The following is a 14,043-nucleotide window of genomic DNA, read 5'->3' as shown; positions in this document are numbered from 1 at the left end:
TTTTGCGTGCCCGACGTTGCGCGCCGCGAATGAAAAAACGGCGCCCGAAGGCGCCGTTTCCGTCATGCGTGAACGTGTGCGCGCGTCAGGCCGGCAGAGGCGCCGCGCCGCCGCCGTTGCCTTGCAGACGCGTCGCCAGTTGTCGCGCATAGCGCTCGGCAGCCGTTCCGACGACGATGTGGAACGTATCGGCCGAGACCCACGCGACGTCGAGCGTCGAGAGCCGCTGACGATCCACCGCCGACGGATCGCGCACGACCACGCGCAGGCGCGTCGCCGCGATGGCATCGAGCGAAGACACGTTGGTCGCGCCGCCGAACACGGCGAGCCAGCGCGCCGGGTCCGGATCGAGCGGGCCTTGCTCGCTCGCGCCAACCGCCGCCGGAGCCGCAGCCACGGCAGCCGGCGCCGATGAAGCCGGCGTGGCGCCGCGTGTCGACGAATGCTCGAGTTCCGAGCGGATTTCATCGGCGATCAGGTCCGCTTCCGGCCCGATGATCACCTGCACGTTCGTCGCGCCGCGCTTCAGCACGCCGCGCGCGCCGACCGTCTTCAACTGCGCTTCCGACACCTTTTCCGAATCCGCCACCGACAGACGCAGGCGCGTCGTGCACGCATCGACGAGCGTCAGGTTCGACGCGCCGCCGAGCGCCGCAATATAGCGGGCCGCGCGCGTCGAAGCCGCTGCGGGCGCCAACGTCGGCGAGACGTAGCCGCCTGCGCTTTCCGTCGACGCGGTTTCGGCATCGGTCGTCGCGGGTTCGCGGCCCGGCGTCGCCATGTTGAACTTGCGGATGAAGAAGCGGAACAGGCCGTAGTACAGGAAACCGTAGACGATGCCGATCGGGATCGCCATCCAGCCGCGCGTCGACAGGCCGTAATTCAGCGCGTAGTCGATCGCGCCGGCCGAAAACGTGAAGCCCAGATGAATGCCGAGCGCCGAGCAGATCGCGAGCGAGAGGCCCGTCAGCACGGCGTGGATCGCGTAGAGAACCGGCGCGAGGAACATGAAGGTGTATTCGATCGGCTCGGTCACGCCCGTCAGGAACGAGGTGAGCGCCATCGAGAACAGCAGGCCGCCGACGATCGCGCGGCGATCCTTCGGCGCCTCGTGGAACATCGCGAGACACGCCGCCGGCAGGCCGAACATCATCACCGGGAAGAAGCCCGTCATGAAGCCGCCCGCGGTCGGGTCGCCTGCGAAGAAGCGGTGCAGGTCGCCCGTCACCGGCGCGCCGCCGGCCGGCGTGAACGTGCCGAACACGAACCACGCAAGCGAGTTGATGATGTGATGCAGACCCGTCACCAGCAGGATGCGGTTCAGCACGCCGAACACGAAGGTGCCGAGCGCGCCCGCCGTCGTGAGCCAGAGGCCGGCCGCGTCGATCGCATGCTGCACCGGCTGCCAGATATAGCCGAACACGATGCCGAGCATCAGACACGCGACGCCCGTCACAATCGGCACGAAGCGTTTCCCTCCGAAGAACGCGAGGTACTCGGGCAGCTTGATGTCCTTGTAGCGGTTATAGAGATAGCCCGCGACCGAACCCGCGACGATCCCCGAGAGCACGCCCATGTTGAGCTTCGGATCGATGTCCTTCATCACCGCGATCTCGATCAGATAACCGATCGCGCCCGCCAGACCCGCCGTGCCGTTGTTGTCCTTCGCGAAACCGACCGCCACGCCGATCGCGAACAGGAGCGGCAGATTCGTGAAGATGGCGTCGCCGGCGTCGGCGATCATCTTGATGTTGAAAACATCGGGCTGGCCGAGACGCAGCAGAAGGCCGGCCACGGGCAGCACGGCAATCGGCAGCATCAGCGCGCGACCTAGTCGCTGCATCTTTGCAAACGGGTTGGCGTCCATCGGGTTCTCCAATTAATAGTGGTCTTGTCGTTGCTGGGTTTGATTTCGGGACGCGAAACCCCGCGCCGGACGGACGTTAGTCCAGCGGCCAGATTTCGCGGCTTGCTGCTCTTACTGCCTGCGCCGATTCGAGCGCGAGGGCATCCTCGGCGCGCTGACGGCACAGCGGGTAATCGAGATTGCGCACGCGCGCCTTGATGCCCGGCACCGAGACCGGATCGACCGACAGTTCGGTCACGCCCAGGCCGACGAGCAGCGGCACCGCCACCGGATCGCCGCCGAGCGCGCCGCACACGCCGACCCACTTGCCGTGCTTCGCGGCGCCGTCGGTCGCCGCCTTGATGAGGCGCAGCACGGCAGGATGCAGGCCGTCGGCCTGCGCGGCGAGATCGGGCTGGCAGCGGTCCATCGCGAGCGTGTACTGCGTGAGATCGTTGGTGCCGATCGAGAGGAAATCGGCGTGTTGCGCCAGTTGATCCGCGAGCAGCGCCGCCGACGGCACTTCGATCATCACGCCCACTTCGACCGGCTCGGTGCGGCCGATTTCGCGCGCGAGTTCGTCGATGCGCTTTCTGAGGCGCACGAGTTCGCCCGAATCGGTGACCATCGGCAACAGGATGCGCACGGCGCCGAACGGCCGCACGGCGAGCAGGCCGCGCAACTGGTCGTCGAGCAGATCGGGGCGCACTTGCGCGAGGCGGATGCCGCGAAGACCAAGCGCCGGGTTCGTTTCGGGCGGCAGCGTCAGGTAATCGACTTCCTTGTCCGCGCCGACATCGAGCGTGCGGATGATCGCCGTGCGCCCCTTCAGCGCATCGACGATGCCCTGGTAGCTCTGTGCGTGCTCGTCCTTCGTCGGCGCCGACGCGCGGTGGATGAAGAGCAGCTCCGTGCGCAGCAAGCCGACCGAGTCGGCGCCGTTGTCGACGGCGGTTTGCGCATCGTCGAGCGTCGCGATGTTGGCGGCGACTTCGATCGCGCGTCCGTCGCGGGTGGCGACCGCTTCGCCCGACAGACGCCGGTTCGCTTCACGCACGCCCGCGAGACGCTGACGCTCGGTGCGCGCGCGTTCGACGTCGAGCGCGGTCGGCGCGTATTCGATCCGTCCCGCCGACGCATCGACGACCACCTGTGTGCCTTCGGGCACGGCATGCAGCGCATCGCCGACGGCGACGAGCGCCGGAATGCCGATCTGCCGCGCGATGATCGCCGCGTGCGAGGTCGCGCCGCCGCGCGCCATCACGAGCGCGGTGACTCGCGTGCGATCGAGCGACGAGAGATCGGACGGCGTGAATTCGTCGGCGGCGAGCACGGCTTCGTCGGGCAGCGCGCGCGCCGCCGTGTTCGTTAGCCCAAGCGCGCGCAGCACGCGCTTTTCGATGTCGCGCAGATCGGCGGCGCGCTCGGCGAGCAGCGCGTCTTCCACCTTGCCGAGCAGCACGATCTGCGCGCGGATCGCTTCGCGCCACGCGAAACCCGCGCTCTTGCCGAGGCTGATCAGATCGCGCGCGGCGTCGAGCAGCGTCGGGTCTTCCAGCAGCACGCGATGCACCGCGAAAATCCCCGCTTCGCCGACCGCGCCGCGTTGCGACGCGGTGCGCACGGTTTCGCCGAGTTCGGCATCGACGGTTGCGATCGCGCGATCGAGCGCGCGGCTTTCCGCCGCCGACGTGGCGCTCGCCTGCTCGGGCGGCGCGATGTCCTGATCGTCCCAGCGCACGAGCCTGCCGACCGCGATGCCCGGCGCCGCGCACACGCCCGCGAGCGTATTCGGGTCGAGCGGCTGGCCCGGCGTGCGCGCGAGCGTCTGCGGCGCGGGTGATTTGGCGCGCGCGGGCGTTTCTTCCACTTCGCCGTGCGCGGCGCGCAGCAGTTCCGCCGCGACCGCTTCGACGGCTTGCGCCGCCTGCGCGCCGATGCCAAGCAGTTCGACCGTCGCGCCCTCGCCCGCGCCGAGTCCCAGCAAGCCGACGACGCTTTCGATCGGCGCCTTGCGGCCTTCGTAGCGCACTTCGACCTTCGCGTCGAAACCGCGCGCCGCTTCGCGGGCGCGCGCCGCCGGCCGCGCATGCAGGCCGCCCGCGTGCGCGAGCGTCACGTTGCGGCGGGCTTCGTCGGTGAAATTGGCGTCGCTGCGGGCGGCGTCGGCCTTCGCGCCGTCTTTCGCGCGCAGCACGAGGAGGCGCTCTCCCGCTTTCAGCACGCCGCGCCCGGCACGCTCGACGACCTCGAACGCGTCGCTGTTGGCGACCGCGATCACCGAGACGAGGCTCGGCGCGTGTTGCGCGACGTAGTCGGCGTCGAATTCGATCAGCGGCTGGCCGGCGCGCACTTGCGCACCCTGCGCGATCTTCGGCGTGAAGCCCGCGCCGCCCAGTTCGACCGTGTCGATACCGATATGCAGCAGGATTTCCGCGCCTTCCGGCGTGCGCAGCGTGACGGCGTGATGGGTGCGCGCGAGATGCGTGATCGTGCCGTCGCACGGCGAGACGAGCACGCCGTCGAGCGGATCGATGCCGATGCCGTCGCCGAACATCCCTTCCGCGAAGACGGGATCGGGGACATCGGCGAGCGGCACGACGGGCCCGGTGAAAGGCGCGAGCAACACGAACGGTTTAGCGGTGGAATGGTTCAACAGTGACTCCTCGGCACGGCGCATCGGGGGCTCGCTCAGTGAGTTTCGGTGACTTTGTTCAGGTGACGCGGCGCATCGGGATTGCGTCCGCGCGCGGCGGCGAGACCGGCGGCCATCACATAGAAGGAAAGAATCGCGGCGATCGGATCGAGCGCCGGATGGTCCGTGACCGCGAGCGGCAAGTCGGCTTGCGCGACGTCGTCGGGGGCGGCGAGCAGCACGCGTGCGCCGCGCGCGCGCATGTCGGATGCAAGCTGGATCAGGCCCGCCTGCTCCGGTCCGCGCGGCGCGAACACGAGCAGCGGATAGTCCTGGTCGATCAGTTCCATCGGGCCGTGACGCACTTCCGCGCTCGAAAACGCTTCGGCCTGGATGCCCGAGGTTTCCTTGAGCTTCAACGCCGCTTCCTGCGCGATCGCGAGCCCGAGACCGCGGCCGATCACGATCATGCGATCGACGCCCTTCAGTTCGTCGACGGCCTTCGACCAGTCGAGCTTGCCCGCGACCCGCAACGCGTCCGGCAGCGTCTTCAGCGCGTTCAGCAATTCGACGTCGCGCTGCACGTGCGCAATCACGATCGCGGAAAGCGACAGCATCGCGATATAGCTTTTCGTGGCGGCGACGCTCAGTTCCGCGCCGGCGAGCAGCGGCAGGTGCCATTCGCAGGCGTCGGCAAGCGGCGAACCCGGCGCGTTGACGGCGGCGACAGTGAACGCGCCCGCTTCGCGCAGCGCCTGCATCGTGCCGACGAGATCGGGACTCTTGCCCGACTGCGAGAACGCGACGGCGAGTTGCCCAGCGACGCGCAACGGCGCCTGCTGCAAGGTGGCGACCGACATCGGCAGCGACGCGACCGGCACGCCGATGCGGCTCATCGTGAGGCTCGCGAAATAGCTCGCGGCGTGGTCGGAACTACCGCGTGCGACCGTCAGCGCGACATGACGCGGCGCTTCGGCGAGCTTGACGGCAAGGGCCTCGATATTCGAGGTATCGGCGAGCTGGGCTTCGACCACATCGGCCGAGGCGAGCGCCTCACTAAGCATATTCGACAATCGATTCTCCTTCGACATAAGTGGCCGTCAGCGCGAGTTCGCGGTCGATGACGACGAGATCGGCCCACGCGCCGCGCGCGATGCGGCCGCGGTCTTCGAGACCGAGGTAATCGGCGGCGTTGCGCGACAGGCGGTTCGAGACGTCCGCCATCGGCAGGCCGAGCGACACGAGATTGCGCAGCGCCTGGTCCATCGTGAGCGTGCTGCCGGCGAGCGTGCCGTCCGCGAGCCGCACGCCGCCCATGCATTTGGTGACGTGCTGGCTGCCGAGGCGGTATTCGCCGTCGGGCATGCCGGACGCCGAGGTACTGTCGGTCACGACGTACAGATGCGGAATCGCGCGCAATGCCGCGCGAATCGCGCCCGGATGGACGTGCAGCAAATCGGGGATCAGTTCCGCGTATTCGGCATGCGCGAGCGCGGCGCCGACCATGCCGGGATCGCGGTGATGCAGCGGCGACATCGCGTTGAACAGATGCGTGAAGCCGCGCGCGCCGTGCTTGAGCGCGGCGACGGCGTCGTCGTAGGTGCCGAGCGAGTGGCCGAGTTGCACGCGCACGCCGCGCGCCGCCATCTCGCTGATGATGTCCAGATGCCCGGAGATTTCCGGCGCGATCGTGACCACGCGGATCGGCGCGAGCGCGAGGTATTTCAAAACTTCGTCGCGCACGGCGACGGCCGCCGCGTCAGGCTGCGCGCCGAGCTTGCCGGGATTGATGTACGGACCTTCCAGGTGCACGCCGAGCACGCGCGCGCCGCCCGGCACGCGGTATTTCGCCTGCTCGCCGAGGCCGGCCACGACGCTCAACAGTTCGTCGCGCGGGGCGGTCATCGTCGTGGCGAGAAGGCTCGTCGTGCCGTGTTGCGCGTGCAGCCGCGCGACGGTCTGAGCGGCGTCGCCGCCTTCCATGATGTCGGCGCCGCCGCCGCCATGCACGTGCAGGTCGATGAAGCCGGGCAGGATGTACGGCGCGTCATTGGTCGACGGATCGACGCGCTCGCCGTCGAGCGCCGTGACGCGCCCGTTCTCGAAGCGGATCGAGCCGTGAATCCAGCCGTCGGTCGTGAGGATGTTTCCTTTGAGCATGAAGTTCTCTGTGAAACGCGATGCGTTTGAGCCTGAGGTTTGAGCCTGAGACTCGAGGCTGAAATCCGGGCGCGCCATGCTGCGAGCAGGCGAAAACTGCGTCCGGCGTCTTTGTCCTCTCGTTTTTATGGGTCGTGCGCGTCTGTCATGCCGACGCTTTTTTGTGCTGCTAGCGGTGAAGCTCCGCGACGAAATCGTAGTAGTCGTCGCGGCAATACGTGTCCGTCAGTTCGATGGCGCGCTGTTCTGCCGAATAACCGATACGCGTGATGACGAGCAGCGCCGCGCGCGGCGCCACGCCCATCAGGCGCGCGATCTCCGCGCCCGCGTTGACCGCGCGAAAGTGCTGCAACGCGCGCACGACCGACATGCCGCGCTCCTCCAGATACCGATACAGCGATGCGCCGATCGCCGCCGGCTGCGGCACGACCGAAGCGGGCAGCGTGGAATGCTCGACCGCCATCACGATGCCGTCCGCGCGACGCAAGCGCCGCAAGCTCGCGACGCCCGCGCCCGGCGACAAACCGAGACGCACGATTTCGTCGCGGCTCGCCGTGCGCACTTCCCGCGCGAGCCAGACCGAGTCGGGCGTGAAGCCGCGCTGCTCCATCTTCGTCGTGAAACCGGTGAGCCGCGACAGCGGGTCTTCGACGCGCGGCGTAATGAAGCTGCCCGCGCCGCGCACCCGGCGAATCAGACCTTGCTCGACCAGAAGCGCGATGGCCTTGCGCGCGGTGATCCGCGACACGCCGACGCTCTCCGACAACGTTCGCTCCGACGGCAGCGCCTCGCCCGCCGACCATGCGCCCGCATGAATCCGGGTGGCGAGGCGGGCGGCGAGTTGCAGATAGAGCGGCGTGCTGTTCTGCGCATCGGGAGCCAGTTCGCGCCATCGTTCGTCCATCGGATTTTCCGGTCAGAAGCGTTTGTCGGAGCCCATTATATAACCAAAATAATACCAGTCAATTTTGGCAAACCGCCTCCGGCGAGGCTTGTTTTATTGTTTAAATTCAGTTACTTATATCGTAAACCGCAGGTCCGCGAACATGCTCGGAAGCATCGGGATTTACCCGCATGTACAGTCCACTCGATGCCGACTGGTCCGCATAGAAAGCGCCCAGTTCGTTCGTTTCGACAAAAGTGCGCGGGCGTGCTTTTACGCGGCACAATAGACGAAGTTGCTTCGGACTCTGAAGTAATGAAGACACATAAAACTAGACACTGAGAGAACAAGGAATGATGACTGTGAATTCCGACCGCGCCGCCGAGGCCGTCCGGCGCTTCAATCACTTTTATTCGCGCTACACGCGTGGCCTGCAAGAGTGCCTGCGCCAGAGCGCTTTTTCGATGGCAGAGGTGCGGGTACTTCAGACGCTCGTCTACGACCCGCCGCAGACGGCGGCGCAAGTCGCACGCAGCCTGGGGCTCGACACCGGCTATCTGAGCAGGCTGTTGACCCGGTTCGAACGCAATGGCCTTCTCGTGCGGCTACTGAGCATCGACGACGCGCGCAAACACGTCCTGATCCTGACCAAAGCGGGCCGCACGGCCTTCGACGAAATCGGCGCGGGCAGCATCGGCGAAGTATCGGCAACGCTCGATCGTTTGACCGCGGGCGAGCGCGCACAACTCATGTCGTCGATGGCGGATATCGAACGCCTGCTCTCGCCTCCCGTCGAGCGGGAACGCGTGCGTCTGCGCAGTCCGCGACGCGGCGATTTCGGCTGGATCGTGGAGCGCTGCGCCCAGCTTGCTTCGCCTGACAACGCCGGTCCGGACATGGAAACGCGCGCGGCGTCGGTCGTGACGCGCTTCCTCGACTCGGCGTCTCACGCGAGCCACGGTGCGCGGCCGGCTGTGTGCTGGATCGCCGAGCAGGATAACGGCTCGCGAATCGGCGCCGCGATGCTGATGCGTGGGTCGGCAAGGCTAGCGCGCATCGAACTGCTGTTCGTGGAGCCGGGCGCGCGCCGGCAAGGACTGGGCTCGCGTCTCGTCGACGCCTGTTCGCGGTTCGCGGTCGACGCGGGCTGCGAGCAACTCTCCTGCTCGTTCGACGAAGCCCATGCCGATCTTCGCGGGTTCGTCGTGAGCCGTGGATTTGCAGCGGCGAACGATGGCTGGCAAAGATCGCTCACTTCCATCGACGCATAAAAAATGGCGCCCGTCGGGCGCCATTCGTCTTGCCGTCTGAATCGACTCAGAACGAGGGCACCATCGAACCCTTGAACTCCGTCTTCAGGAACTGACGCACGTCTTCCGACTGGTACGCGGCGACCAGCTTCTTCACCCACGGCTGGTCCTTGTCTTTCGCGCGCACCGCGATCAGGTTCGCATACGGGCTGTGCACGTCTTCGAGCGCGATGGCGTCCTTGGCCGGCTGGAGGCCTGCGGCCAGCGCGAAGTTCGTGTTGATCGCGGCGGCGTCGACGTCCGCGAGCGTGCGCGGCAACTGCGCGGCATCGAGTTCAACCAGCTTGATCTTCTTCGGATTCGCGGCGACGTCGAGCGGCGTTGCGTTGCTTCCGTTCGTGCCCGCGCCGGCCTTCAGTTTGATCACGCCTTGCGACTGCAACAGCAGCAGCGCGCGATTTTCGTTCGACGGGTCGTTCGGCACCGCGATCTTTGCGCCTTCCGGCAGATCCTTCACCGACTTAAGCTTCTTCGAATAGACGCCGAGCGGCGAAATGTAAGTCAGTCCCGCGTTGACGAGCTTGTAGCCGCGTTGCTTGATCTGGCTGTCGAGATACGGCTGATGCTGGAAGCTGTTGGCATCGAGATCGCCCGCGTCGAGCGCGGCGTTCGGCTGCACGTAGTCGTTGAACTCGACGACCTTCACGTCGAGGCCGTCGCGCTTGGCAACCTTCTGCACGACTTGCCAGATTTGCGCGTCGGGGCCGCCGATGGTGCCGACCTTGACGACTTTGTCGTCGGCGTGCGCGACTGCGCTCGTGAAAAGCGCGGCCGATACCGCGACGAGGGAAATGGCTTTAAGCAAATGTCTGCGCTGCATGGTGTTCTCGCTTCGATACAAGGTGACGGGTACTTCGCCTGAGGCCGCGGATATTCGCACACTCGTGGTGCAAACGGAAATATGCAATTGGAATGTCGTTATACCGGCGCCGGCGTGAAAAGGGCCGTCCGGCTTAGAATCGTCCATCATCCAAACCGGAACGACCGACATGTACGTCATCAATCTGCGTTATACCGGCGCGCTTGCCGAAATCGACGATGCACTCGATGCGCATCGCCTTTTCCTCGAACGGCAGTTCGCTGCGGGCATTTTCATCGCCGCGGGTCCGAAGGTGCCGCGCGACGGCGGGGTCATCCTGGCATCGGCGATCGATCGCGACCGGCTCGATTCGATCCTCGCCGAAGACCCGTTCGCGGACCAAAAGCTCGCCCACTACGAAGTGATCGAATTCAAGGCGACACGGCTCGCGCCCGGCCTGAACCTGCCGTCGCCCGCGCACGCGTAAACGACGAAGGCGGCCAATGGCCGCCTTTTCCTAATCGGAACGTTCGCGTTATCCGTTTAACGCGACATCATGTTCATCGACACGTTGTGCATGACCCACATCGTGCCGACGATCAGAAACGCTGCCGCGAGCACGGTATAGCCGAACGCGATCAGATTCCAGCGTTGCGCGCGCGACGTGTTCAGGTGCAGGAAGTACGCCAGATGAACGACGATCTGCACGAACGCCAGCGCGCCGAGCACGAGCAGCGCGGTATCGGGCGGCAGCACGCGCTTGATGACGAGGCCGAACGCGGCTGCGGTGAGCAGCACCGAAAGCACGAAGCCGACGACATAGCTACCGAGCGTGCCGTGCCCGTGGTCCGCCGTTGAAGAGTGCGCATGGCTCATTTAGATCACGCTCCCGAGATAGACGAAGGTAAAGACACCGATCCACACGATATCCAGAAAGTGCCAGAAAAGGCTCAGGCACGTGAGCCGGCGAATTTCGCGCTCGGACAGTTCCGGGTTGCAGATGACCTGCGCGGCGAGCACGACCATCCAGACGAGGCCGAGCGTCACGTGCAGGCCGTGCGTGCCGACCAGCGTGAAGAACGACGACAGGAACGCACTGCGGCCGGGGCCGAAGCCCTCGTCGAGCAGATGTCCGAACTCGCGGAATTCCAGCCACAGGAACCCAAGGCCGAGCACAAACGTGACCGCAAGCCACATCAGTACCGTACCGCTCTTGCGGCGGTGCGCGCCGAGCATCGCAAAGCCGAACGTGATGCTGCTCAGGAGCAGCAGCGCGGTTTCGAGCGCGACGCCCTGGATATCGAAGAGCTCCTTGCCGCTCGGACCGCCCGCGAACTGGTGCGCCATGACGCCGAACGTGGCGAACAGTGACGCGAAGATCACGCAGTCGGTCATCAGATACAGCCAGAAACCGAAGACCGAATGCGACGGGACGTGTTCTTCGCCGGAATCGTACGGATCGAGAACGAGAGTTTTCTGCAACATTTAAACGACCTCCACTGCCGCAGGCGCGGGACTGTACGTCTTCTCGATCGTGCGGACCTTCGAAGCTTCGATGTAATAGCCGTCGTTGCGACGGAAGCTGTAGCCGATCACCGTGACCGCGATCGCGACCAGCGCCACGATCGCGAGCCACCAGATGTGCCAGACGCCGGCGAAACCCAGCCCGAGGCTGAACAATCCGACAAACAAGCCAGCGCTCGTATTCGACGGCATGTGAATGTCGCGATAAACCGTATCGCGTCCGAGGCCATGCCCCGTTTCCTTCATGTGCGCGAACGCATCGAGTTCATGGACGACCGGCAGATTGGCGAAGTTGTAGACCGGCGGCGGCGAGCTCGTCGCCCATTCGAGCGTGCGGCCGCCCCACGGATCGCCCGTGACGTCGCGGTACGCCGGCAGATGGCGGTTGCGCACGCTGACGATCACCTGCACGACCTGGAACACCACGCCCACTGCGATGATGCCCGCACCACATGCGGCCACGATCAGCCACGGCTGCCAGGCGGGATTGTCGTAGTGATTCATGCGTCGCATCATGCCCATGAAGCCGAGCACGTAAAGCGGCGTAAACGCGACGAAATAGCCGACGAACCAGCACCAGAACGCGCACTTGCCGAGCTTCTCGTTGAGCTTGAATCCGAATGCTTTCGGGAACCAGTACGTCACGCCCGCCATGTAGCCGAACACCACCCCGCCGATGATCGTGTTGTGGAAGTGCGCAACCAGGAAGAGCGTGTTGTGCAGCAGGAAGTCGGCGCCCGGAATCGCGAGCATCACGCCCGTCATGCCGCCGATCGTGAACGTCACGATGAAGCCGATCGTCCACAGGATGGGCGACGAAAATTCCAGCCGGCCGCGATAGATCGTGAACAGCCAGTTGAAGATCTTCACGCCGGTCGGAATGGCGATGATCATCGTCATAATGCCGAAGAAGGCGTTGACGTTCGCGCCCGATCCCATCGTGAAGAAGTGATGCAGCCACACGAGGAACGCCAGAATCATGATCACGCACGACGCGTACACCATCGTCTTGTAGCCGAACAGCGTCTTCTTAGCGAACGTCGCTACCACTTCCGAATAGATGCCGAACGCCGGCAGCACGAGGATGTACACCTCGGGATGCCCCCACGCCCAGATCAGGTTCAGGTACAGCATCGGATTGCCGCCGAGATCGTTCGTGAAGAAGTGCATGCCCATGTAGCGGTCGAGACCGAGCAGCGCCAGCGCGACCGTCAGGATCGGGAACGTCGCCATGATGAGCACGTTCGAGCAGAGCGCCGTCCACGTGAACACCGGCATCTTCATGAGCGTCATGCCAGGCGCGCGCATCTTGACGATCGTCACGAAGAAGTTGATCGCCGTGATCAACGTGCCGACGCCCGACAATTGCAAGCTCCAGAGGTAATAGTCGACTCCGACGCCCGGACTGTATTGCAACTCCGAAAGCGGCGGATAGGCGAGCCATCCGGTCTGCGCGAATTCGCCGATTACGAGCGAGACGTTCATCAGGATCGCGGCGATCGCCGTCATCCAGAAGCTCAGCGAATTGAGGAACGGGAACGCGACGTCGCGCGCGCCGATCTGCAGCGGCACCACGATGTTGAAGAAGCCTACCATCAGCGCCATCGCCATGAAGAAGATCATGATGACGCCGTGCGCCGTGAAGATCTGATCGTAGTGATGCGGCGGCAGGAAGCCCGGATCGAGATAGGCGACGGCCTGCTGCGCGCGCATCATGACGGCATCGATGAAGCCGCGCACCAGCATCAGAACCGCGACGACGCAATACATCACGCCGATGCGCTTATGGTCGACGCTCGTCAGCCATTCGGTCCACAGCCATTTCCACTTGCCGTAGACAGTCAGCGCGCCGCCTACGCCGAGTACCAGGAGCGCCATGAAGGCCGCGGCTCCCATGATGATCGGCTGATCGAAAGGGATCGCCGACAGTGTGAGTTTTCCGAACATGCGTTACCCCTGCGTTGCGCAGGCAGCATCCTTGAAGTCCAGGACGTTACCGTTGTTGTACTTTGCGATGATGTTGCGAAAGAGCTTCGAATCGACGGTCGAGAAATACCGGACCGGCTGATTCGCGCTCGGCTGCGTCACGACGTTGTAGGCGTTCATGTCGAGGCGGTCGGCGGACGCCTTCACGCCCGCGACCCACTCGTCGAACTGCGCCGGCGTTTTGGCGAGCGCGCGGAACTTCATGTCGGCATAGCCGTGACCGCTGTAATTGGCCGATACGCCCGCGAAGTCTCCCGAGTGGTCGGCGACCAGATGCAGACGCGTCTGCATGCCCGCCATCGCGTAGATCTGGCTGCCGAGCTGCGGAATGAAGAACGAGTTCATCACCGAGTCGGACGTGATGCGGAAGTTCACCGGCGTGCCGACCGGAAACGCGAGCTGGTTGACCGTCGCGATGCCGAGGTCCGGATAGATGAAGAGCCACTTCCAGTCGAGCGCGACGACTTCGACGTTGATCGGTTTCACCGACGACTCGAGCGGCTTGTACGGATCGAGTTCGTGCGTCGTCTTCCAGGTCAGGATGCCGAGGAAGAGGATGATCAGCGTGGGAATGGTCCAGACGACCACTTCGATGGCCGTCGAGTGCGCCCACTTCGGCGCGTAGGTGGCATTGCGGTTCGACGCGCGATAACGCCACGCGAACACCAACGTCATGATGATGACCGGTATCACGACGATCAACATCGCGATTGTCGCCGTCGTAATCAGATCCTTCTCGGCCACTCCGACGCTGCCTTTGGGATTCAGCAGATCGAGGTTGCTACATCCGGAGAGACACGAGATCAGCGCGACCGAGAAGGGAAGCAAGATCCCTCTTAAAAGTTTTCCATTCATTTCATTTGCCTGATCTTCATTGATTCGTTCCAGACGAAAGAGAGA

General features: G+C 64.8%; 12 protein-coding genes. 2 read left to right on the top strand and 10 right to left on the bottom strand.

Annotated features, from left to right (window positions below; translation table 11 throughout):
- Positions 1-85: 85 nt before the first annotated feature.
- The 5 genes from nagE to QCE48_RS01435 all read right to left on the bottom strand — a co-directional run bounded on the left by nagE (position 86) and on the right by QCE48_RS01435 (position 7,545).
- Entirely contained in the window at positions 86-1,867 is a 1,782-nt protein-coding gene (nagE, locus tag QCE48_RS01455; RefSeq protein ID WP_309786512.1) for an N-acetylglucosamine-specific PTS transporter subunit IIBC, read from the bottom strand.
- A gap of 76 nt (positions 1,868-1,943) precedes the next feature.
- Positions 1,944-4,526 carry a phosphoenolpyruvate--protein phosphotransferase gene (gene ptsP, locus QCE48_RS01450; protein ID WP_309786513.1) on the bottom strand — a complete coding sequence of 861 codons (2,583 nt, stop codon included), beginning with the start codon at positions 4,524-4,526 and terminating at the stop codon, positions 1,944-1,946.
- 11 nt (positions 4,527-4,537) lie between these two features.
- The gene (locus QCE48_RS01445; RefSeq protein ID WP_309788303.1) at positions 4,538-5,545 is read right to left on the bottom strand and encodes an SIS domain-containing protein; all 1,008 of its coding nucleotides are present in this window, start codon (positions 5,543-5,545) and stop codon (positions 4,538-4,540) included.
- On the bottom strand, positions 5,538-6,641 hold the full coding sequence (nagA, locus tag QCE48_RS01440; RefSeq protein ID WP_309786514.1) for an N-acetylglucosamine-6-phosphate deacetylase: 1,104 nt from the start codon (positions 6,639-6,641) through the stop codon (positions 5,538-5,540). Before nagA ends, QCE48_RS01445 begins: the two co-directional genes overlap by 8 nt.
- Before the next feature lie 169 nt (positions 6,642-6,810).
- Positions 6,811-7,545, bottom strand: a complete 735-nt coding sequence (locus QCE48_RS01435; protein ID WP_309786515.1) for a GntR family transcriptional regulator — start codon at positions 7,543-7,545, stop codon at positions 6,811-6,813.
- A gap of 341 nt (positions 7,546-7,886) precedes the next feature.
- On the opposite strand from QCE48_RS01435, the gene QCE48_RS01430 reads away from it, so the two are divergent.
- A complete protein-coding gene (locus QCE48_RS01430) occupies positions 7,887-8,795 on the top strand; it encodes a bifunctional helix-turn-helix transcriptional regulator/GNAT family N-acetyltransferase (protein ID WP_309786516.1) in 909 nt (302 codons plus the stop codon).
- A 46-nt stretch (positions 8,796-8,841) separates the two neighbouring features.
- Here the strand turns inward: QCE48_RS01430 and QCE48_RS01425 are convergent, their stop codons facing one another.
- Positions 8,842-9,654, bottom strand: a complete 813-nt coding sequence (locus QCE48_RS01425; protein ID WP_309786517.1) for a MetQ/NlpA family ABC transporter substrate-binding protein — start codon at positions 9,652-9,654, stop codon at positions 8,842-8,844.
- 169 nt (positions 9,655-9,823) lie between these two features.
- Between QCE48_RS01425 and QCE48_RS01420 the strand changes: the two genes are divergently transcribed.
- Positions 9,824-10,120: a YciI family protein gene (locus tag QCE48_RS01420; RefSeq protein WP_309786518.1), complete on the top strand. Its 297-nt coding sequence runs from the start codon at positions 9,824-9,826 to the stop codon at positions 10,118-10,120.
- 56 nt (positions 10,121-10,176) lie between these two features.
- Here the strand turns inward: QCE48_RS01420 and cyoD are convergent, their stop codons facing one another.
- The 4 genes from cyoD to cyoA are packed head-to-tail and all read right to left on the bottom strand — an operon-like array spanning position 10,177 to position 13,998.
- Positions 10,177-10,509: a cytochrome o ubiquinol oxidase subunit IV gene (gene cyoD, locus QCE48_RS01415; RefSeq protein ID WP_309786519.1), complete on the bottom strand. Its 333-nt coding sequence runs from the start codon at positions 10,507-10,509 to the stop codon at positions 10,177-10,179.
- Entirely contained in the window at positions 10,510-11,118 is a 609-nt protein-coding gene (gene cyoC / locus QCE48_RS01410; RefSeq protein WP_309786520.1) for a cytochrome o ubiquinol oxidase subunit III, read from the bottom strand.
- Complete coding sequence (gene cyoB / locus QCE48_RS01405) at positions 11,119-13,104, bottom strand: cytochrome o ubiquinol oxidase subunit I (RefSeq protein WP_309786521.1); 1,986 nt, start codon at positions 13,102-13,104, stop codon at positions 11,119-11,121.
- A 3-nt stretch (positions 13,105-13,107) separates the two neighbouring features.
- Positions 13,108-13,998 carry a ubiquinol oxidase subunit II gene (cyoA, locus tag QCE48_RS01400; protein ID WP_309786522.1) on the bottom strand — a complete coding sequence of 297 codons (891 nt, stop codon included), beginning with the start codon at positions 13,996-13,998 and terminating at the stop codon, positions 13,108-13,110.
- Between the last annotated feature and the right edge of the window lie 45 nt (positions 13,999-14,043).

The organism is Caballeronia sp. LZ024 (assembly GCF_031451455.1).
In the GTDB taxonomy this organism is placed as follows: Bacteria; Pseudomonadota; Gammaproteobacteria; order Burkholderiales; family Burkholderiaceae; genus Caballeronia; species Caballeronia telluris.
This window is presented reverse-complemented; position numbering and strand designations above follow the sequence as displayed.